This is a genomic window from Pantoea hericii (assembly GCF_014155795.1).
Lineage (GTDB): Bacteria > Pseudomonadota > Gammaproteobacteria > Enterobacterales > Enterobacteriaceae > Pantoea > Pantoea eucalypti.
Window position 1 is genome coordinate 191,051 of record NZ_SCKV01000006.1, and the last position, 20,783, is coordinate 211,833.

Consider the following 20,783-nt stretch of genomic DNA (forward strand, 5'->3'; position numbering starts at 1 on the left):
CAGGAAACAAACACATGTCATTTTCCCAAGCGGTCAGCGGCCTTGGTGCTGCTTCAAGTAACCTTGATGTCATCGGTAACAACATTGCTAACTCCGCCACTGCGGGCTTTAAATCGAGCACCATCGCGTTTGCCGATATGTTTGCCGGTTCTAACGTCGGCCTCGGCACCAAAGTCGCTGCGGTAATCCAGAACTTTAACGATGGCGCGACCACCACCACCAGCCGTGGCCTGGACGTTGCGCTGAGCGGTAACGGTTTCTTCCGTATGACCGACAGCAGCGGCGGCGTCTTCTATTCACGCAATGGCCAGTTAACGCTGGATGCCAACCGTAACCTGGTCAACACCCAGGGTCTGAACGTGACCGGCTATCCGGCCAGCGGTTCACCGGCTACCATCCAGGCAGGTGCTAACCCGGTTGCACTGCGTATTCCTACTGAGCAGATGCCCGCCCGCGCGACTACCACCGCCGGTCTGGTTGCCAACCTGAACTCAACGGATACCACGCCATCCGTGCCTACCTTCTCGACGGCGAACGCAGACAGCTACAACAAGAAAACCACGGCCACCGTGTTTGACTCGCAGGGTAATGACCATGCGCTCGACATGTATTTCGCGAAAGACACCGCCAGCAACAGCTGGACCGTGCGCACCATTGATGCCAATACCGGCCTTTCAGCGGGCGATTTCAGAATGGCGTTTGACACCAGCGGTAAGCTGACCAGCGTCTCTAAACTGAATGCAAACGGTACGGTAGCGAGCACCACCACCGATGGCACTGTTGGCCTGACGTTGAACGTGGGCGGTGCCAATGGCGCGGTCGCCAATCAGCCCATCACTATGAGCATGCTGGGCAGCCTGCAGCAGAACACTGGCGCCACCAACTTTGGCAGCCCGACCCAGGATGGTTATGCCCCTGGCGATCTGACCAGCTACGCGATTAATAATGATGGCACCATCACTGGCAGCTACTCAAACCAGAAAACCCAGTTGCTGGGTCAGATCGTCCTGTCGAGCTTCTCGAACCCGGAAGGTCTGCAGTCGAAAGGCGATAACGTCTGGCAGGCGTCAAGCGCATCCGGTCAGGCAGCCATTGGTCTGGCTAACACCGGCACCTTTGGTTCACTGACCGCCGGCGCACTGGAATCTTCCAACGTCGACATGAGTAAAGAGCTGGTGAACATGATCGTGGCGCAGCGTAACTATCAGGCGAATGCGCAGACCATCAAAACTCAGGACCAGATTCTCAACACGCTGGTTAACTTACGTTAATTCGCTAACAGGATTGCCATATGGATCACGCGATATATACCGCGATGGGCGCGGCCAGCCAGACGCTGGACCAGCAGGCGGTGACCGCCAGCAACCTCGCTAACGCCTCTACACCGGGTTTTCGTGCGCAGCTGAATGCGCTGCGCGCAGTACCGGTGAGTGGCTGGTCGCTGCCGACCCGCACGCTGGTCGCCGCCTCTACACCCGGCGCCGACATGAGTCAGGGCGCGATGGATTACACTGAGCGTCCGCTCGATGTGGCGGTGCAGCAGGATGGCTGGCTGGCGGTACGCACCCCTGACGGCAGCGAAGCCTACACGCGTAACGGCAATATGCAAATCAGTCCGACCGGTACGCTGACGGTTCAGGGCAATCCTTTGATGGGCGATGGCGGTCCGATTGTGATCCCGCAGGGCACTGAAATCACCATTGCTGCTGACGGTTCGATCACCGGGCTGAATGCCGGTGATTCCCCGAACGCCACGGTCCAGCTGGGCAAGCTGAAGCTGGTCAGGGCAACCGGGCAGGAGCTGCAGCGCAGTGATGACGGCATGTTCCGTCCTACTGCGTCGACGCAGGCGACCCGCGGAGCCGCGTTACAGGCGGATCCCACCATGCAGGTTATGCCTGGCGTACTGGAAGGCAGCAACGTCAAACCGGTAGAAACCATGGTCGATATGATCGCCAACGCCCGACGTTTTGAGATGCAGATGAAAGTCATCACCAACGTCGACGAAAATGAACAAAAAGCCAACCAGCTCCTGAGCATGGGCTGAGGCACGAGGATAACAACATGATTCGTTCTTTATGGATCGCTAAGACCGGTCTTGATGCGCAGCAGATGAACATGGACGTCATTGCCAACAACCTGGCAAACGTCAGCACCAACGGCTTTAAGCGTTCACGTGCCGTGTTCGAAGACCTGATGTACCAGACCATGCGCCAGCCGGGCACCCAGTCATCAGAACAGACGACGCTGCCATCGGGTTTGCAGATTGGTACCGGTGTCCGTCCGGTGACGACGGAGCGTCTGCATACTCAGGGCAACCTGTCGCAGACCAGCAACTCGAAAGATATCGCCATTAATGGCCAGGGTTATTTCCAGATTCAGATGCCGGATGGCACCTCGGCTTATACCCGTGACGGCGCGTTTCAGGTTGATCAGAACGGCCAGCTGGTGACCAACTCCGGCTTCCCGGTGCAGCCAGGTATTACCATTCCCGCTAACGCCACCAGCATTACGGTGTCGCGTGACGGTGTGGTCAGCGTGACGCAGCAGGGTCAGGCTCAGGCCGCGCAGGTTGGTCAGTTAACCCTGAGCACCTTTATGAATGATGCCGGTCTCGATAGCGTGGGTGAAAACCTCTACAAAGAAACACAGGCATCGGGCGCACCGACAGACAGCACCCCAGGCCAGAACGGCGCGGGTCTGCTCTATCAGGGCTACACCGAAACCTCAAACGTTAACGTAGCGGAAGAGCTGGTCACCATGATCCAGACGCAGCGTGCCTACGAAATCAACAGCAAGGCGATCAGCACTTCCGATCAGATGCTGGCGAAATTAACGCAGCTTTAATCCCGAACAGGGCCAGCCCGTGCTGGCCTGAATGACAGACATTAATAAGGTCGTGACACCGTGGCGAAGCAACAGATTCTCAAGCCTGGACATTGGTTAGTCGCCTCGTTGCTGCTAACTCTTAACGGATGTGCTCTGGTCCCGCGTACCCCGCTGGTCGAAGGTGCAACCACAGCGCAACCCATGCCGTCCGCGCCACCGGTGGTCAACGGCTCCATATTCCAGGGCGTCGCGCCGCTTAACTACGGCTATCAGCCGCTGTTTGAAGATCGTCGTCCGCGCAACATCGGCGATACCCTGACCATTACGCTGCAGGAAAACGTCAGCGCCAGCAAAAGCTCCTCGGCCAGTGCCAGCCGCGATGGCAGCAACAGCCTGGGTATAACCGGGGTGCCGACTGGTCTGGCCGGTCTGGTCGGTGCAGGTGGCGAAAAAGCCAATCTCAGCGCCGAAGGCAAAAACGATTTCGCAGGTAAAGGCGGCGCATCTGCCAATAATACCTTTACCGGCACCATTACCGTCACCGTGGACCAGGTATTGTCAAACGGCAACCTACACGTGGTGGGCGAAAAACAGATCGCCATTAATCAGGGCACGGAGTTCATTCGCTTCTCGGGCGTGGTCAATCCGCGCACCATCAGCGCCAGTAACGCCGTGTTATCTACCGCTGTCGCCGATGCACGTATTGAGTACGTCGGAAATGGTTATATCAATGAGGCGCAGACCATGGGCTGGTTCCAGCGTTTCTTCCTGAACATCTCGCCGATGTAAGAGGTTTCAATGAAAAAGTTAACGCTGTTACGCGCCGGGCTGGCGCTGCTGCTGGGCGTCAGTCTGCTGGCCAAAGCCGATTTGATTCGTGATTTAACCACCGTACAGGGCGTGCGTGACAACCAGCTGCTGGGCTACGGCCTGGTGGTGGGTCTGGATGGCACGGGTGACCAGACCACCCAGACGCCATTTACTACGCAGACAGTGAGCAACATGCTGTCACAGCTGGGTATTACCGTGCCTGCCGGCACCAACATGCAGCTGAAAAACGTGGCGGCCGTCATGGTCACCGCCAAACTGCCTTCGTTTGCCCGTCAGGGACAGACGCTGGATGTGGTGGTCTCCTCGCTGGGTAACGCCAAAAGCCTGCGTGGTGGCACGCTGTTAATGACGCCGATGAAAGGGGTTGATAACCAGGTTTACGCGCTGGCGCAGGGTAATATTCTGGTCGGCGGTGCCGGTGCATCAGCAGGCGGCAGCAGTGTTCAGGTTAACCAGCTGAACGGTGGACGTATCACCGGCGGGGCAACCGTAGAGCGTGAACTGCAGAGCAACTTTGGTACGCAGAACACCATCAACCTGCAGCTTAACAGCGAAGATTTCTCAATGGCACAGCGTATTGCTGATGCAATCAACGCCCGTGGCGGTTACGGCGCGGCACAGCCGCTGGATGCCCGTACTGTGCAGATCCGCGTGTCACCTAATAATGGTGCGCAGGTGCGCCTGCTGGCTGAGATCCAGAACATTAATGTGTCGATTCCGGTAGAAGATGCCAAAGTGATCATCAACTCCCGTACCGGCTCAGTCGTTATGAACCGTGAAGTGACGCTGAATCAGTGTGCGGTAGCCCAGGGCAACCTGTCGGTGACGGTTAACCAGCAACAGAACGTGAGTCAGCCTGATACACCGTTGGCCGGTGGTCAGACGGTCGCGACGACGCAGACGCAGATCGATCTGCGCCAGACCGGCGGTGCGCTGCAACGTGTTAACGCCAGCGCCAACCTGAATAACGTGGTGCGTGCACTGAATGCGCTGGGTGCGTCACCAATCGAACTGATGTCGATTCTGCAGTCGATGCAGAGTGCCGGCTGTCTGCGTGCCAAACTGGAAATTATCTGATGGCTGACATGCAATCTCTGACAAGTTCGGCTTTTGACAGCCGCTCCCTGAATGAACTGAAACGCCAGGCCAGCAACGATCCGAAAGCACATGCGTTGCAGGTCGCGCGTCAGGTCGAAGGGATGTTTGTACAAATGATGCTGAAGAGTATGCGCGAGGCGTTGCCGCAGGACGGGATTATGGGCAATGAACAGACCAAACTTTTCACCTCAATGTATGATCAGCAGATTGCACAGGAGATGGGTAAGCGCGGCCTTGGCCTGGCGGAAACCATCGTCAAACAGATGCAGCCTGCCACCGCGCCGGATGAAAAAGCCGGTACGGTGCCGATGAAGCTGGATAACAGCTTTATTCTCAGCACCAGCGGGGCAAAACCCATGGCCGCGGAGCAGCTGGAGCAGATTGTGCGTAAGGCGATGCCGCGTCTGCCGCCGGTTGCGTCACCCACAGGCCTGCCCAGCGACAGCCGCGAGTTCATCGCTCAGCTGACGCAACCGGCGCAGGCTGCCAGTCAGCAGAGTGGCATTCCGCATCACCTGATTCTGGCGCAGGCTGCGCTGGAGTCGGGCTGGGGCCAGCGTCAGATCCTGACCCGCGACGGCAAACCGAGCTACAACGTGTTCGGGATTAAAGCCAGCGGCGACTGGAAAGGTGACACCACCGATATCATGACTACCGAATATGAGCAGGGTGAAGCGAAGAAAGTCCGTGCCAGCTTCCGTGTTTATAACTCCTACTTCGAGGCGCTGACAGACTACGTCAAACTTCTCACCAAAAACCCACGCTATGCGGCGGTGACCAATGCCACATCTGCAGAGCAGGGCGCGCAGGCATTACAGGCGGCAGGATATGCCACCGATCCGAAATATGCGCAAAAGCTGGTGGGAATGATTCAGCAATTCAAAAGTATGGGCGACAAAGTCGTCAAAGCGTACAGCCAGGATATGGGTGACCTGTTCTGATCATTGCGCCTCAAGTTTCACTTAAGCAAGCCGATAACATCCCTATAGCCAGATGCGTTTTCGCCTGCTGGCGCCCACTTTGATGTCTGCCAGCCCGGTTAACGGGGAACGTAAGGAACCGAGATGTCCAGCATAATTAACTCCGCGATGAGCGGACTGAGTGCCGCGCAGGCCGCTCTGAGCACCACCAGTAACAATATTTCCAATTACACCGTGGCTGGCTATTCACGTCAGACCACAATCCTGGCGCAGGCAAACAGTACCCTGCAGGGCAACAGCTATTATGGTAACGGCGTGAATATCACCGGTGTACAACGTGAATATGATGCATTTATTGCCACGCAGTTACGCGGTTCCAGCGCGAACTACAGCGCGGTAAGCACCCAGCACAGCCAGATTTCAAACATTGACGATCTGCTGTCGACTTCGACGACCAGCCTGTCAACCTCGCTGCAGGGCTTCTTTACTAACCTGCAGAACGTGGTCAGCAATGCCAACGATCCGTCAGCACGTCAGTCAATGCTCAGCAATGCACAGGGTCTGGTCAGCCAGTTCCAGACCTCGGCGCAATACCTGAACAATATGCAGAACAGCGTCAATGCAGACGTCGGTTCCAGCATCAAGCAGGTCAACACCATTACCAGCCAGATCGCCGATCTGAACAAGCAGATTGGCAAACTGAGTACCGCTAACGGTGCCGCTCCTAACGATCTGCTTGATAAGCGCGATCAGCTGGTGAATACCCTGAATAACGTAGTTGGCGTCACAGTGTCGCAGCAGGATGGCGGCTACACGGTCTCCATGGCGAATGGCCTGACGCTGGTAAACGGCGACAAATCTCACGATCTGGTGGCGATGCCTTCCAGCAGCGATCCGACACGCACTACTATCGGCTATGTCGATAAACAGGCGGGCAACGTCGAGATTCCGGAAAAGCTGATCACCACCGGCTCGCTGGGCGGTCTGCTGGCATTCCGTAGTCAGGATTTGGATCTGGCGCAGAACCAGCTGGGTCAGTTAGCAGCTGCGTTTACGACCAGCTTTAACGATGTTCACAAGCAGGGCTTCGACAGTAACGGCGATCAGGGCGTTGATTTCTTTAATATCGGCAGCCCGCTGGTGGTAAGCAACAGTAAAAACAGCACCGCCGCCTCCGTTACCGCTGAGTGGACCGATACCAGCGCGCTGAAAGCGACCAACTATAACGTCAGCTTTGACGGTACTAACTGGAGCGCCACCCGTGCCTCTGACAGCACCGCTGTGACCATTGCACAGGTTAAAGACGTCAGCGGCAACACCACGCTGAGCTTTGATGGTTTGAAGCTGACCGTTCCCGGCACGCCTGCACCGGCTGCTAAAGACAGTTTTCTGGTGAAGCCGGTCCAGAACGTGATCAACGACATGTCCGTCGCGATCACCAATGAATCTGAGGTCGCTGCTGCCGGTGCCGTTGGCGGTGAGAGTGATAACCGCAATGCGCAAAAACTGCTGAGTCTGCAGGATGCGAAGCTGGTCGGTGGCAACGCCACGCTGTCGCAGGCTTACGCGGCTATCGTCAGTAGCGTGGGTAACAAAACCAGTTCACTGCAGACCACCAGCGATACACAGAAAAGCGTGGTCAGTCAGCTGACCCAACGTCAGCAATCGGTCTCAGGCGTAAACCTTGATGAGGAGTACGCCAACCTGACTAAATATCAGCAATATTACATGGCTAATGCGCAGGTGCTGCAGACCGCCAGCACCGTGTTTAATGCATTGATCAATATTCGCTAAGGGCAGGAGATAACATGCGAATCAGTACAAATATGATTTTTGAGCAGCAGGTGCGTGGCATCACTGACTCACAGGCCTCCTGGCTGAAATCAGGCGAGGAGCTCTCCAGCGGCCGCCGTGTGAATAATCCTTCGGACGATCCCATTGCGGCGTCACGTGCTGTGGTGTTGTCACAAACCCAGCAGCAGGGCAAGCAATATGCGCTGGCGCGCACCTTTGCCGATCAGGGCCTGTCTCTGGAAGAGAATACGCTGAAAGGTGTCACCGATGGGATCATTGCGGCGCAGGGGCTGATCGTTAACGGTTCAACCGGTACCCTGAGCGACAGTGACCGCGGATCGATTGCCACTCAGCTGGAGGGCATTCGCGCTCAGTTACTGAACCAGGCAAACAGCCAGGATGCCAATGGCCGCTATATTTTTGCCGGTTATAAAACCGACAGCGCGCCGTTTGTTGACACGGCAGGCACCGGCGTCAGCTACACAGGCGGTACCGAGGCAATCACCCAGAAGGTCGACACCAGCCGAACCATGACCGTAGGGCATACCGGTGACAGTATCTTTATGTCGATTTCCGGTAACGCTAAAAAAGAGCCGGATGGCAGCGCCAGCGAAACCAATGTGTTTACGATGCTGGACAGTGCCATTGCTGCATTGAAAGTGCCGCAGGATGATGCAGACGCTGCAACCAAACAGACCTTCCAGGATGCGATGGATAAAACCAACCGTGGCCTGGGTAACTCGCTGAATAATGTTTTAACGGTACGTTCTGAGATTGGTACTCAGCTTTCAGAGCTCGATACACTGAATGCACAGGGCGATGACCGCAGTGTGATCTATAACTCGCAGATGAGTGACCTGGTTAACGTAGATTTAACCGAGGCGGCGTCCAGCTATACCATGAAGCAGACAGCCCTTCAGGCGTCGTACAAGACCTTTACTGATATGTCCAAGATGTCACTGTTCCAGATGAATTCGTAGTCTGACCTGAAATTTTAGGCGTACTTTAACCGGATGCGCTTACTTTTCCCCACTCTCCCGTTAAAGGAGGGTGGGATTTTTTTTGCCTGCGATTCGGTTGATGGCGGGCGGGAACATTAGCTTTTAAACCAGGTTCTGTGACAGCGGAAAATAATTCGCATGGTTATCCTGCTTTCACGTATTCACCGCACGGACTCCGGAATCACCCACCACAGCCCAACAGCCCAACAGCCCAACAGCCTAACAGCCGAAATGCCGGAGTAAACCTTCGTTGTTGCCTGAAGAGACCCCTGCAGAGACTGTTTATCCGTAATCCGGCTGGCGGGCAGAATTGCAGCCATAAAAAAACCCCGGCTTTAAGGCCGGGGTTCGGTTCACAACAGCTTATGCGTTACGGCTTGGTTGCCGGTGCAGTGGCCTGATGGGTGGCGCTATGCGCTCCTGCAGAACCGCGACCGTCGAACTCATACGGTGCACGCACCCAATCACTGTGCGGAGCCGGTTCTGACTGCCAGACTGGCGCAGGCGCTTTGGTCATTGGCGCAGAAGCAAAATGCTTCCAGCGTGTACCGTCGTTCGGTACAGCTGCAGCTGCTGGCACAGATGCGTCGGCAGGCAATGACACTGCAGGTTCGGTCGCCTTCACAGGTTCCGCCGGCGCGATATCACGTGCAGCAACCGGAGCATGAGGTTCACGAACCGGTGCTGTTTCAGCCTCTGCTGCGACTGGCGCATTCAGCACTTCTTCAACCTCGGCTGCGATCTCTTCACTGACATCAGTGGCTGACTGCTCAGTAACGTCCGCAGGCTGTTCAACCTCTGATGATTGTGCAACCTCTGCAGGCTGTACCGTCTCAACAGCAGGTGTCATAACCGGCGCTTCAGTGACGGGTTCAGCAGGCACGGCTTCAGCCGCGACAGCGTCTGCTTTCACTTCATCGGCAGCTGGAACCACAGAAGGCTGTTCGTCAACCGGGGCGTCAATAGCACGGGTATCATCAGTGTTGACGACCGGCACTGGCGTTTCTGCCTGCGGCTCAGCATGCTGCACTGGCGCGTCCTGCACACCCGATTCCACAGCGGCAGCCACGGGCAGGGCATGGGTAGCCACTGCTGTTTCTTCCGCGCTGTACGCGGGTGTCTGGTGTGTCACATTCTGCACCTGCTCTTCGCTGGCCTGGCTCACCGGATAGCGAATCCAGACTTTACCAGAGGCCATCTCGGGAGACGCTGCTGCTGCGGCCAGAGGCATGGCTGACTGCGTCGGGTAACGCTCATCACGGTAACGACGACGACGCTGTCCGCTCACACGCAGATGGCGTGGCGAACGACGTGAGCGACGTGGCATATTGGCGTTATCACGGTTGTCGCTGTCATCCTGTTCGTCACTCTGCTGCGCCTGGAACTCAGGCTGCGGCTGTGCAACTTCAGCTGGCTGAGGCTGACGCACTTCGGCAGGCTGGACAAAGTCGCTGGCTTCGGCTGGCATAGGTTGACGATTATCATCAACACGCACCTTCTGGTTCAGCTGACGCGGCTTACGACGCGGCATAACCTGTACGCGCTCATCATCCTGCACCTCGGTCGCGTCCAGGGCTTCTGCGACCACTGCTGGCTGCTCAGCTACTTTGGCGGCTTCTTCACCGGCGCGTTTCTCTTCCTGACGACGACGCTGACGTTCAGCGCGCTGTTCACGGCGCTGTTGCTGCTGCTCATCACGCTGCTGGCGCGCTTCTTCGCTCAGTGCCGGACGCTCTTCGCGTACTTCACCTGACTGAGACTCACGCTTGTTGCGGCGGTTGTTATTATTGCCCTCGCGCGGCTCACGATTTTCACGTGGCTCGCGGCTTTCGCGCGGTTCACGGCTCTCACGCGGTTCACGACTTTCGCGAGGCTCACGGCCCTCACGCGACTGTGCGTTATCCCCGTTACGCGGCGTACGCTCACGACGATTGTTATTGCGACGGTTGTTATTGTTGCTGCGTCGTTCGCCACGACCGTTGTTGTTTTCCTGCTCACCTTCAGGCGCTTTTTGCGGTTCAGCAACCTCAGCGGTCACAGGTTTAGCAGCAGGCGCTTCTTCGCTGGCAAACATTTTTTTCAGGCCGCCAAGCAGACGCCCGAAGAAACCGGTGCTGGCCGTCGCAGGTGCAGCCACCGCAGGTTTAGCTTTTGCCGCTGGCTGAGCTTCAGCACGCTGCGCTTCCGGCTCAACTTCTACCGGAGCCGGCGGTGCATCAGGCATCACAAACGCGGCCAGAGCAGGCTGCTCAGGACGACGACGCTCTGCATGCTCTTCTTCCGACGGCATCGCCATTTCGGCTTCGTGCAGCTTCGGCAGATGATAGCTCAGGGTCTGGGTCTCTTCGCCTTTACGTACGCGCAGCACGGAGTAGTGCGGGGTCTGCATCTTGTCATCAGGAACGATGATTGCCCGCACGCCGCCCTGGCGTTTTTCAATCGCGTTGACCGCTTCACGTTTTTCGTTCAGCAGGTAGGAGGCAACCTGAACCGGAACAATAGCGTGAACTTCTTTGGTGTTGTCTTTCAGTGCTTCTTCTTCAATCAGACGCAGAATCGACAAAGCAAGTGACTCGTTATCACGGATGGTGCCGGTGCCGCTACAGCGTGGGCAAACGTGATGACTGGATTCACCTAATGATGGGCTCAGGCGCTGACGGGACATCTCCAGCAGGCCGAAACGCGAAATGTGGCTGATCTGAATACGGGCGCGGTCCTGACGAACAGCTTCGCGAAGACGGTTTTCAACTGCGCGCTGATGGCGTACCGGCGTCATATCGATGTAGTCGATAACGATCAGGCCGCCCAGGTCACGCAGGCGCAGCTGACGGGCGATCTCGTCAGCCGCTTCAAGGTTAGTGTTGAACGCCGTCTCTTCGATGTCACCGCCGCGCGTTGCGCGTGCTGAGTTGATATCGATCGCGGTCAGCGCTTCAGTGCTGTCGATGACAATCGAGCCACCGGAAGGCAGGCGGACTTCACGCTGGAAAGCGGATTCGATTTGCGATTCAATCTGATAATGGCTGAACAGCGGGATTTCACCGGTGTAGAGCTTAATTTTGCTGCTGAAGTCCGGACGGCCCAGCGCAGCAATATGCTGACGTGCCAGTTCCAGAACTTTAGGATTATCGATAAGGATTTCACCGATGTCCTGACGCAGATAGTCGCGGAAAGCGCGGACAATCACGTTACTCTCCTGATGGATCAGGAACGGAGCAGGACGGTTTTCAGCGGCTTTCTTGATCGCTTCCCAATGCTTAAGGCGGAAGCTTAAATCCCACTGCAGCGATTCGGCAGATTTGCCGACGCCGGCGGTGCGGACAATCAGTCCCATGCCTTCCGGCAGGTCAAGCGCCGACAGCGCTTCTTTTAATTCGGTACGGTCGTCACCTTCGATGCGGCGAGAGATACCGCCTGCACGTGGGTTATTCGGCATCAGGACCAGGTAGCTGCCCGCCAGAGAGATAAAGGTGGTCAGCGCAGCGCCTTTGTTGCCGCGTTCTTCTTTATCAATCTGAACAATAACTTCCTGACCTTCACGCAGCACGTCTTTAATATTCGGACGACCATGCGCGTTATAGCTGGAGGGGAAGTATTCGCGGGAGATTTCTTTTAACGGGAGGAAACCGTGACGCTCTGCGCCGTAATCGACAAACGCAGCTTCAAGGCTGGGTTCAATGCGCGTGATTTTACCTTTGTAGATGTTGGCTTTTTTCTGTTCGTGTCCAGGACTTTCAATATCCAGATCGTACAGACGCTGACCGTCAACCAGGGCAACGCGCAACTCCTCCTGCTGAGTTGCGTTTATTAACATTCTTTTCATCGTGACTTACTCGTTATTCTTTCATGAGTGATTACAGCTGCGGGCATAATTACCCTGGACGAGTATCAACCGATGGCCCCGTGACTTAGTGCAATGTCGTCAACCTCACGGCTGTCGACCGCGCGAGGGGCGCAAATAACGTCGGTGGCCTGTTTTTCATAAGGGAAAACAGCACCAGATAGTGGAAATGCCTGAGAGAATAAAGAAAACCCGTGCATCCCATACTGCTGTCCAGGCCGCAACCCGCAGCCCGCTAAGTGCCTGATTTCGCATTACGTCTTACGCCATTGCTGCGTGTCTGCTCAATCCGGCAAAATGACAATTTCGCTCGGTTTCTGCCCTGAAATGCATCAGTTAGGAAACTCAGGCATTATTCCATTGCTAACCTTCATATAGCAAGGCGACTTTAGCCAGCTTGTGAAGTTTCTTTACATTTAACGCGTTAATGTGTCCGACAATGCAGCGTTTTGCTGAAAAAGCCAGCAGAGAGGCGACTTGCCGTCACACCAACTCCTGAGTTAAGCACAGAAAAAGGGGTGGCGCTATCAGGGGACACTATTTAGAATCGCCGCCATGAAAACAGAGAATCCCGGCGTACATTTTGTCGCCATCACGGCTGAAAATGCCGGACAACGCATTGATAACTTTTTGCGCACCCAGCTTAAGGGTGTGCCAAAGAGCATGATTTATCGCATCGTACGCAAAGGCGAGGTGCGGGTGAATAAAAAGCGCGTTAAGCCAGAGTACAAGCTGGAGGAGGGCGATGAGGTACGCATTCCGCCTGTTCGGGTAGCGGAACGCGATGAAGACGCTGTTTCCCCTAAACTGGCAAAGGTTGCCTCACTGGCTGATGCCATCCTGTTTGAGGATGAGTCGCTGCTGGTAATGAATAAGCCTTCCGGTACCGCCGTGCATGGGGGCAGCGGACTTAGCTTTGGCGTCATTGAAGGGTTACGCGCCCTGCGACCTGAAGCGCGCTTTCTGGAATTAGTGCATCGCCTCGATCGCGATACCTCAGGTATTCTGCTGGTTGCTAAAAAGCGCTCGGCGCTGCGTTCTCTGCATGAGCAACTGCGTGAAAAGGGCATGCAGAAAGATTACCTGGCTCTGGTGCGCGGTAACTGGCCCTCACATCTGAAGGTGGTTCAGGCACCGCTGCTGAAAAACATCCTGCAGAGCGGAGAGCGTGTTGTGCGCGTCAGCAGTGAAGGCAAGGCGTCGGAAACCCGCTTTAAAGTGGAAGAGCGGTTCGACTTTGCCACCCTGGTAAAAGCGAGTCCGGTCACCGGACGCACACATCAGATTCGCGTTCATACACTGCATGCCGGGCATCCCATCGCCTTTGACGATCGTTACGGCGAACGTGACTTTGACAGTCAGCTGGCCTCAACCGGATTAAAACGGCTGTTCCTGCACGCAGCGGCGCTGACCTTTACCCATCCTGGCACGGGCGAAGTAATGCGGGTCGAAGCGCCACTCGATGACGGGCTGAAGCAATGCCTGAATAAACTGCGTCAGATGAAGGCGTAACGGCTCTCCGGTATCAGTCCGTTAAAGGATTGATACCGGCCTGCTGCAACATCTCATTCAGCGCAATCAGCGGCAGCCCAATCAGCGTATTGGGATCGCGGCCCTCCAGTCGATCAAACAGACAAATTCCCAGCCCTTCACTTTTAAAACTGCCGGCACACTGCAGCGGCTGTTCTTTTTCCACGTATCCAGCGATTTCGGCGTCGGTTAAGGTGCGGAAATGCACCACAAAGGGCTCACAGCACTGCAGCAGTCTGCCACTGCCCGGATGAAAAAGGGCCAGACCGGTATAGAAGGTAATGGCTTTACCGCTGGCGGCACGCAGTTGCGCGCATGCATTCTCCGCCGAGTGAGGCTTTCCGGTGATCGTGCCATCCAGCACGCAGACCTGATCCGAGCCGATGATCCAGTGGCTGGGCCAGGTTTTTGCCAGCGCCTGCGCTTTTGCCACGGCCAGGCGTGTTACCAGCGCTTCGGCGGTTTCACCTGGCACGGGGGACTCATCAACCTCCGGCGCGGCGGTCATAAATGGCAAGCCAAGCTTATGCAGTAAAGCCTGCCGGAAGGGCGACGTTGAAGCTAAAAGAATCGATGGTGTCATTTTTTTTCAATAGTGATAGCGAATTGGTGGCAGTCATTTTAAACTGTGCGCCGCACTGGATGCGAATAGTGGTTGAAAGATGCTGTTTAACGGCCTTTTTCTTTGACTCTATGACATTACAAAGTTAATATGCGCGCCCTATGCAAAAGGTAAAATTACCCCTAACGCTGGACCCTGTCCGCACCGCTCAGAAGCGCCTTGATTATCAGGGTGTCTACACATCTGTACAGGTGGAGCGTGTGGCCGAGTCGGTCGTTAGTGTGGACAGTGATGTGGATTGTGCCATGTCGTTTGCGGTTGATAACCAGCGTCTGGCGGTACTGACGGGTACTGCTGAAGTACAGGTGACGTTGCGTTGTCAGCGCTGCAACCAGACCTTTCCCCATCACGTAAAAGTGAGTTACTGCTTCAGCCCTGTCTCTTCTGAAGAGCAGGCCGAAGCATTACCGGAAGCGTACGAGCCGGTCGATGTCAACGAGTTTGGTGAGATCGATTTGCTGGCGGTTGTCGAGGATGAACTGATTCTCGCGCTGCCGGTCGTTCCGGTGCACGATTCTGAACACTGTGAAGTGTCCGAGGCGGACATGGTCTTTGGTAAACTGCCTGCAGAGGCGGAGAAACCAAATCCATTTGCCGTATTAGCCAGTTTAAAGCGTAAGTAATAGGAGTAAGGTCCATGGCCGTACAACAGAATAAACCCACCCGTTCTAAGCGTGGTATGCGTCGTTCGCACGATGCGCTGACCACTGCTGCTCTGTCAGTAGATAAAGTTTCTGGCGAAACTCATCTGCGTCACCACATCACTGCGGATGGTTACTACCGCGGTCGCAAGGTTATCGTTAAGTAAGTTTCTTGCTTAGCAAGGCGATACCTTGACACGTTTGACCCTGGCGATTGATGCCATGGGCGGGGACTTCGGTCCCTGCGTGACAGTGCCTGCAGCATTGCAGGCACTGGCCTCTCATTCGGAACTTTTCCTTCTTCTGGTCGGCAATCCCGACACCCTCATGCCATTGCTTGCCAAAGCGGATTCCTCCCTGACGGGGCGTTTGCAGGTTATCCCTGCCGAATCGGTTATTGCAAGTGATGCGCGGCCTGCTCAGGCCATCCGGAACAGTCGCGGCAGTTCAATGCGTGTCGCGCTGGAGATGGTCAAAGAGGGACGTGCACAGGCCTGTATCAGCGCCGGTAATACCGGTGCACTGATGGGGCTATCAACACTCTTATTAAAACCGCTGGACGGTATCAAACGCCCGGCGCTGATGTCCGTTTTACCGCACCAGCAGCAGGGTAAAACGGTGGTACTGGATTTGGGCGCGAATGTTGACTCAGACAGTGCCATGCTGGTGCAGTTTGCTGTGATGGGGTCGGTAATGGCTGAGCATGTGCTTGGTATTTCACGGCCCCGTGTCGCGTTGCTCAATATTGGTCATGAAGAGACTAAAGGGCTGGAAACTATTCGCGATGCCGCAGTAGTACTGCGAGAATCACCGCAAATCAACTATATTGGTTACCTCGAAGGCAATGACCTGCTTACCGGTAAAACGGATGTGATGGTCTGTGACGGTTTTGTCGGAAACGTCACGCTGAAGACAATGGAAGGCGTGGTAAGAATGTTTCTTTCTCTGCTGAAGTCATCAGGGGAAGGTAAAAAACGGTCATGGTGGCTGACGTTGCTGGGACGCTTAATCCAGAAACGCCTGGCGAAGCGCTTCGGGCAACTCAACCCTGACCAGTACAATGGCGCTTGTCTGTTAGGATTGCGCGGAACAGTGATCAAGAGTCACGGCGCAGCAAATCAACACGCTTTCGCCGTGGCGATAGAACAGGCAGAGCAGGCGGTGAGGCAGCAAATTCCCGAGCGAATTGCTGCGCGCCTTGATGCTGTATTAGCCAGGAGTGACAAAGCCTAGATGTATACCAAAATTATCGGTACGGGCAGTTATCTGCCCAGCCAGGTTCGCACCAATGCCGATCTGGAAAAAATGGTGGAGACGTCGGACGAGTGGATTGTGACCCGTACGGGCATCCGTGAGCGCCGCATTGCTGCGCCTGACGAAACCGTCGCCACCATGGGATTCAGTGCGGCGCAACGCGCCCTTGAAATGGCCGGCGTTGACGCGAACGAGATTGGGCTGATTATTGTCGCCACAACCTCTTCCAGCCACGCCTTCCCAAGCTCCGCCTGCATGATCCAGCAAATGCTGGAGATCAAAGACTGTGCGGCATTTGACCTTGCTGCCGCCTGTGCAGGTTTTACCTATGCGCTGAGCGTGGCCGATCAATACATTAAAAATGGCGCGGTTAAACACGCTCTGGTGATTGGTGCTGATGTCCTGGCGCGCGCGCTGGATCCGGAAGATCGCGGTACCATCATCCTGTTCGGTGATGGTGCCGGTGCGGTCGTGCTGGGTCAGAGCGAAGAGCAGGGGATTATCTCAACTCATCTTCATGCTGATGGTCGCTATGCCCAGTTGCTGACGCTGCCTTATCAGGATCGCGCTCATCAGGATCAGCCTGCTTATGTCACCATGGCAGGCAACGAAGTCTTCAAAGTCGCGGTTACCGAGCTGGCTCACATCGTTGACGAAACGCTTCAGGCCAATAATCTCGATCGCGAAATGCTGGACTGGCTGGTGCCGCATCAGGCTAATCTGCGCATCATCAGCGCCACCGCGAAAAAACTCGGTATGACCATGGATAAAGTGGTCGTTACACTGGATCGTCACGGCAATACCTCTGCCGCATCGGTGCCAAGTGCACTGGATGAAGCGGTTCGTGATGGCCGCATCAAACCCGGACACCTTATTTTGCTGGAAGCCTTTGGTGGTGGATTCACCTGGGGTTCTGCGCTGGTTCGCTTTTGATTGACAGGAACGAAAGATGACGCAAATTGCATTTGTTTTTCCAGGTCAGGGTTCACAGACCGTGGGCATGCTGACTGAATTAGCCGCGACTTATCCGCTGGTTGAAGAGACCTTTCGTGAAGCCTCGGACGCGCTGGGATATGATCTGTGGCAGTTAGTGAGTCAGGGTCCGGCTGAAGAGCTGAATAAAACCTGGCAGACTCAGCCTGCATTGCTTGCCGCCTCGGTGGCTATCTATCGTGTCTGGCAGCAGCAGGGCGGTCAACAGCCAGTCCTGATGGCCGGTCACAGCCTGGGTGAATACTCTGCGCTGGTTTGCGCCGGTGTGCTCAGCTTTGCTGATGCCGTGAAGCTGGTTGAGCTGCGCGGCAAACTGATGCAGGAAGCCGTGCCAGAAGGCACTGGCGCGATGCAGGCGATTATTGGCCTGGATGACGCAGCTATTCGCAAAGCCTGCGAGGAGAGCGCGCAGGGACAGGTGGTTTCACCGGTTAACTTCAATTCGCCGGGCCAGGTGGTCATTGCGGGTAACAAAGAAGCCGTTGAGCGTGCAGGTGCTGCCTGTAAAGCCGCGGGCGCTAAACGTGCCCTGCCACTGCCCGTCAGCGTGCCTTCCCACTGCGCACTGATGAAGCCCGCAGCGGATAAACTGGCGGTCGCGCTGGAAAACATTACGTTTGCTGCGCCTGCGGTGCCAGTGATTAATAACGTCGATGTGAAAGCAGAAACCGATGCTGCGGCAATCCGGCATGCGCTGGTTCGTCAGCTTTACAGCCCGGTTCGCTGGACTGAGAGTGTGGAAGCGATGGCAGAACAGGGCGTTACGCAACTCCTGGAGATGGGTCCAGGTAAAGTCCTGACCGGTCTGACGAAACGTATTGTCGATAGTCTGACAGCGGCTGCCGTTAACGATACAGCATCCCTGACAGCTGCACTCGGTAAGGAATAAGAGGAAAATCATGAGCTTTGAAGGTAAAGTTGCGCTGGTTACCGGCGCGAGTCGCGGCATTGGTCGTGCGATTGCAGAAACCCTGGCGGCACGTGGTGCTAAAGTTGTGGGTACTGCAACCAGCCAGAATGGCGCCGACGCCATCAGTGCTTACCTTGGCGACAAGGGTAAAGGCCTGTTACTGAATGTGACAGATGCTGACTCCATCAGCAGCGTTTTAGAGAATATTCGCGCGGAATTTGGCGAAGTGGATATTTTAGTCAATAATGCAGGCATTACGCGTGATAATCTCCTCATGCGCATGAAGGACGATGAGTGGGAGGATATCTTAGATACTAACCTCACATCGGTATTCCGCCTTTCTAAGGCGGTCCTGCGTGCCATGATGAAAAAGCGCGTGGGCCGTATCATCACCATTGGTTCCGTTGTTGGAACCATGGGTAATGCGGGCCAGGCAAACTACGCGGCAGCTAAAGCGGGTTTGATTGGTTTTAGCAAATCACTGGCGCGCGAAATCGCGTCACGTGGCATTACCGTCAACGTCGTGGCTCCAGGCTTTATTGAGACTGACATGACGCGGGCACTGAACGAAGATCAACGTTCCGGTATTTTGGCGGAAGTCCCTGCGGGTCGCTTAGGCGATGCACAGGAAATCGCCAATGCTGTCGCATTTTTAGCCTCTGACGAAGCAGCCTACATCACAGGTGAAACGCTGCACGTCAATGGCGGAATGTACATGGTCTGATAAATCACGAAATCATTTGCTTTATTTGCGGTTAAAACCGCAAAATAACGCAAAATCGTGGTTCGACCAGCCGGGATTTTGTTGCATCTTTTTCACCATTTTATACACTACGAAAACCATCGCGAAAGCGAGTTTTGATAGGAAATTAAATAGTATGAGCGATATCGAACAACGCGTTAAGAAAATCATCAGTGAGCAGCTGGGTGTGAAAGAGGAAGAAGTCACCAACTCTGCATCTTTCGTAGAAGACCTGGGTGCCGATTCTCTTGATACCGTTGAGCTGGTGATGGCTCTGGAAGAAGAGTTTGACACTGAGATTCCAGACGAAGAAGCTGAGAAAATCACTACCGTTCAGGCAGCGATCGACTATATCAATAGCCATAAAGGCTAATGAATATCTTCAGGCGGTCGCTCGACCGCCTGATTTTTTTGTTTGTCCCACATAGTTCCCTATTTCCCCTCCCTGGAGGACGAACGTGTCTAAGCGTCGTGTAGTTGTGACTGGTCTTGGCATGTTGTCTCCTGTCGGCAATACCGTAGAGTCTACCTGGAGTGCTCTCCTTGCCGGTCAGAGCGGCATTACCCTGATCGACCATTTTGATACCAGTGCTTATGCAACGCGTTTTGCAGGTCTGGTAAGAGGTTTTAATTGTGATGACTACATCTCGCGCAAAGATCAGCGCAAGATGGATGCCTTCATCCAGTACGGCATTGTAGCCGGTATGCAGGCCATGCAGGACAGTGGTCTGGTTGTCACCGACGAAAATGCAGGCCGTGTTGGCGCGGCAATTGGCTCCGGCATCGGTGGTTTAGGTCTGATTGAAGAGAATCATACTTCACTGGTCAACGGCGGTCCGCGCAAAATCAGCCCATTCTTTGTGCCTTCAACCATCGTTAACATGGTGGCGGGGCATCTCAGCATCATGTATGGCCTGAAAGGTCCAAGCATCTCTATCGCGACAGCCTGTACCTCTGGTGTGCACAACATCGGTCATGCTGCACGTATCATCGCTTATAACGATGCTGACGTGATGCTGGCGGGTGGCGCAGAGAAAGCCAGTACGCCATTAGGCGTGGGTGGTTTTGGTGCAGCACGTGCCCTCTCAACCCGAAACGAAAACCCGCAAGCGGCCAGCCGCCCGTGGGATAAAGATCGCGACGGTTTTGTGCTGGGTGACGGTGCCGGCATTGTGGTTCTCGAAGAGTACGAGCATGCGAAGAAGCGTGGCGCAAAAATCTACGCTGAAATCGTAGGTTTTGGTATGAGCAGCGATGCCTACCACATGACTTCACCACCAGAAGATGGTTCAGGTGCCGCGGCGGCCATGATCAATGCGCTGCGCGATGCCCAAATGACGCCAGAGCAGATTGGCTATGTCAACGCGCACGGTACGTCCACGCCAGCGGGTGATAAAGCGGAAGCGCAGGCGGTGAAATCGGTCTTCGGGGCAGCGGCCAGCAGTGTGATGGTCAGCTCAACCAAATCAATGACCGGGCACTTGCTGGGTGCCGCAGGCGCTGTTGAAGCGATTTACTCGATTCTGGCACTGCGCGACCAGGCTGTTCCTCCGACTATCAATCTCGACAATCCGGATGAGGGCTGCGATCTTGACTTCGTACCTCACACCGCGCGTCAGGTTTCTGGTCTGGAATACACGCTGTGTAACTCTTTCGGATTCGGCGGAACCAACGGTTCATTGATTTTCCGTAAAGTGTAATCGTTGCTGATTGCTAAAAAGGCCCGCGATGCGGGCCTTTTTTTATCCTGCAAAATGCGGTGAAATCAGAGGTCACG

At 55.3% G+C, this 20,783-nt stretch carries 19 protein-coding genes; 17 read left to right on the top strand and 2 right to left on the bottom strand.

Going from position 1 to position 20,783, the window contains the following annotated elements; translation table 11 throughout:
- Positions 1-14: 14 nt before the first annotated feature.
- The 8 genes from flgE (at position 15) to flgL (ending at position 8,452) form a co-directional block, all read left to right on the top strand.
- A complete protein-coding gene (gene flgE / locus H7K52_RS14890) occupies positions 15-1,271 on the top strand; it encodes a flagellar hook protein FlgE (RefSeq protein WP_003849884.1) in 1,257 nt (418 codons plus the stop codon).
- Between the two features lie 20 nt (positions 1,272-1,291).
- Complete coding sequence (locus H7K52_RS14895; RefSeq protein WP_182630176.1) at positions 1,292-2,047, top strand: flagellar basal body rod protein FlgF; 756 nt, start codon at positions 1,292-1,294, stop codon at positions 2,045-2,047.
- Positions 2,048-2,064: 17 nt separating this feature from the next.
- Complete coding sequence (gene flgG, locus H7K52_RS14900; RefSeq protein ID WP_003849881.1) at positions 2,065-2,847, top strand: flagellar basal-body rod protein FlgG; 783 nt, start codon at positions 2,065-2,067, stop codon at positions 2,845-2,847.
- A 60-nt stretch (positions 2,848-2,907) separates the two neighbouring features.
- Positions 2,908-3,618: a flagellar basal body L-ring protein FlgH gene (locus H7K52_RS14905; RefSeq protein WP_008925927.1), complete on the top strand. Its 711-nt coding sequence runs from the start codon at positions 2,908-2,910 to the stop codon at positions 3,616-3,618.
- A gap of 9 nt (positions 3,619-3,627) precedes the next feature.
- Positions 3,628-4,737: a flagellar basal body P-ring protein FlgI gene (locus tag H7K52_RS14910; protein ID WP_003849879.1), complete on the top strand. Its 1,110-nt coding sequence runs from the start codon at positions 3,628-3,630 to the stop codon at positions 4,735-4,737.
- Positions 4,737-5,699, top strand: coding sequence for a flagellar assembly peptidoglycan hydrolase FlgJ (flgJ, locus tag H7K52_RS14915; RefSeq protein ID WP_003849878.1), 963 nt, complete (start codon positions 4,737-4,739; stop codon positions 5,697-5,699). The genes H7K52_RS14910 and flgJ overlap by 1 nt, the downstream gene beginning before the upstream one ends.
- Positions 5,700-5,822: 123 nt before the next feature.
- A complete protein-coding gene (flgK, locus tag H7K52_RS14920; RefSeq protein ID WP_182630177.1) occupies positions 5,823-7,472 on the top strand; it encodes a flagellar hook-associated protein FlgK in 1,650 nt (549 codons plus the stop codon).
- A gap of 14 nt (positions 7,473-7,486) precedes the next feature.
- Positions 7,487-8,452: a flagellar hook-associated protein FlgL gene (flgL, locus tag H7K52_RS14925; RefSeq protein WP_078804277.1), complete on the top strand. Its 966-nt coding sequence runs from the start codon at positions 7,487-7,489 to the stop codon at positions 8,450-8,452.
- A gap of 391 nt (positions 8,453-8,843) precedes the next feature.
- Here flgL and rne read toward each other — a convergent pair whose 3' ends face one another.
- The gene (gene rne, locus H7K52_RS14930; protein WP_033761809.1) at positions 8,844-12,296 is read right to left on the bottom strand and encodes a ribonuclease E; all 3,453 of its coding nucleotides are present in this window, start codon (positions 12,294-12,296) and stop codon (positions 8,844-8,846) included.
- A 573-nt stretch (positions 12,297-12,869) separates the two neighbouring features.
- Here rne and rluC point away from each other — a divergent pair.
- The gene (rluC, locus tag H7K52_RS14935; RefSeq protein WP_003849873.1) at positions 12,870-13,826 is read left to right on the top strand and encodes a 23S rRNA pseudouridine(955/2504/2580) synthase RluC; all 957 of its coding nucleotides are present in this window, start codon (positions 12,870-12,872) and stop codon (positions 13,824-13,826) included.
- A gap of 13 nt (positions 13,827-13,839) precedes the next feature.
- On the opposite strand, the gene H7K52_RS14940 is transcribed toward rluC, so the two are convergent.
- On the bottom strand, positions 13,840-14,427 hold the full coding sequence (locus H7K52_RS14940; RefSeq protein WP_182630178.1) for a Maf family protein: 588 nt from the start codon (positions 14,425-14,427) through the stop codon (positions 13,840-13,842).
- A gap of 140 nt (positions 14,428-14,567) precedes the next feature.
- On the opposite strand from H7K52_RS14940, the gene yceD reads away from it, so the two are divergent.
- The 8 genes from yceD to fabF all read left to right on the top strand — a co-directional run bounded on the left by yceD (position 14,568) and on the right by fabF (position 20,706).
- Positions 14,568-15,089, top strand: coding sequence for a 23S rRNA accumulation protein YceD (yceD, locus tag H7K52_RS14945; protein ID WP_008925931.1), 522 nt, complete (start codon positions 14,568-14,570; stop codon positions 15,087-15,089).
- Positions 15,090-15,103: 14 nt separating this feature from the next.
- Positions 15,104-15,274, top strand: a complete 171-nt coding sequence (rpmF, locus tag H7K52_RS14950; protein ID WP_003849870.1) for a 50S ribosomal protein L32 — start codon at positions 15,104-15,106, stop codon at positions 15,272-15,274.
- A 25-nt stretch (positions 15,275-15,299) separates the two neighbouring features.
- Complete coding sequence (plsX, locus tag H7K52_RS14955; RefSeq protein WP_003849869.1) at positions 15,300-16,340, top strand: phosphate acyltransferase PlsX; 1,041 nt, start codon at positions 15,300-15,302, stop codon at positions 16,338-16,340.
- Positions 16,341-17,294, top strand: coding sequence for a beta-ketoacyl-ACP synthase III (locus H7K52_RS14960; RefSeq protein WP_003849868.1), 954 nt, complete (start codon positions 16,341-16,343; stop codon positions 17,292-17,294). It abuts the gene before it with no gap.
- 16 nt (positions 17,295-17,310) lie between these two features.
- On the top strand, positions 17,311-18,243 hold the full coding sequence (gene fabD, locus H7K52_RS14965) for an ACP S-malonyltransferase (protein ID WP_003849867.1): 933 nt from the start codon (positions 17,311-17,313) through the stop codon (positions 18,241-18,243).
- Between the two features lie 10 nt (positions 18,244-18,253).
- Entirely contained in the window at positions 18,254-18,988 is a 735-nt protein-coding gene (gene fabG / locus H7K52_RS14970; protein ID WP_003849866.1) for a 3-oxoacyl-ACP reductase FabG, read from the top strand.
- Positions 18,989-19,142: 154 nt separating this feature from the next.
- Positions 19,143-19,379, top strand: a complete 237-nt coding sequence (gene acpP, locus H7K52_RS14975; protein ID WP_003849865.1) for an acyl carrier protein — start codon at positions 19,143-19,145, stop codon at positions 19,377-19,379.
- An 85-nt stretch (positions 19,380-19,464) separates the two neighbouring features.
- Positions 19,465-20,706: a beta-ketoacyl-ACP synthase II gene (gene fabF / locus H7K52_RS14980; protein WP_008925932.1), complete on the top strand. Its 1,242-nt coding sequence runs from the start codon at positions 19,465-19,467 to the stop codon at positions 20,704-20,706.
- Positions 20,707-20,783 lie beyond the last annotated feature (77 nt).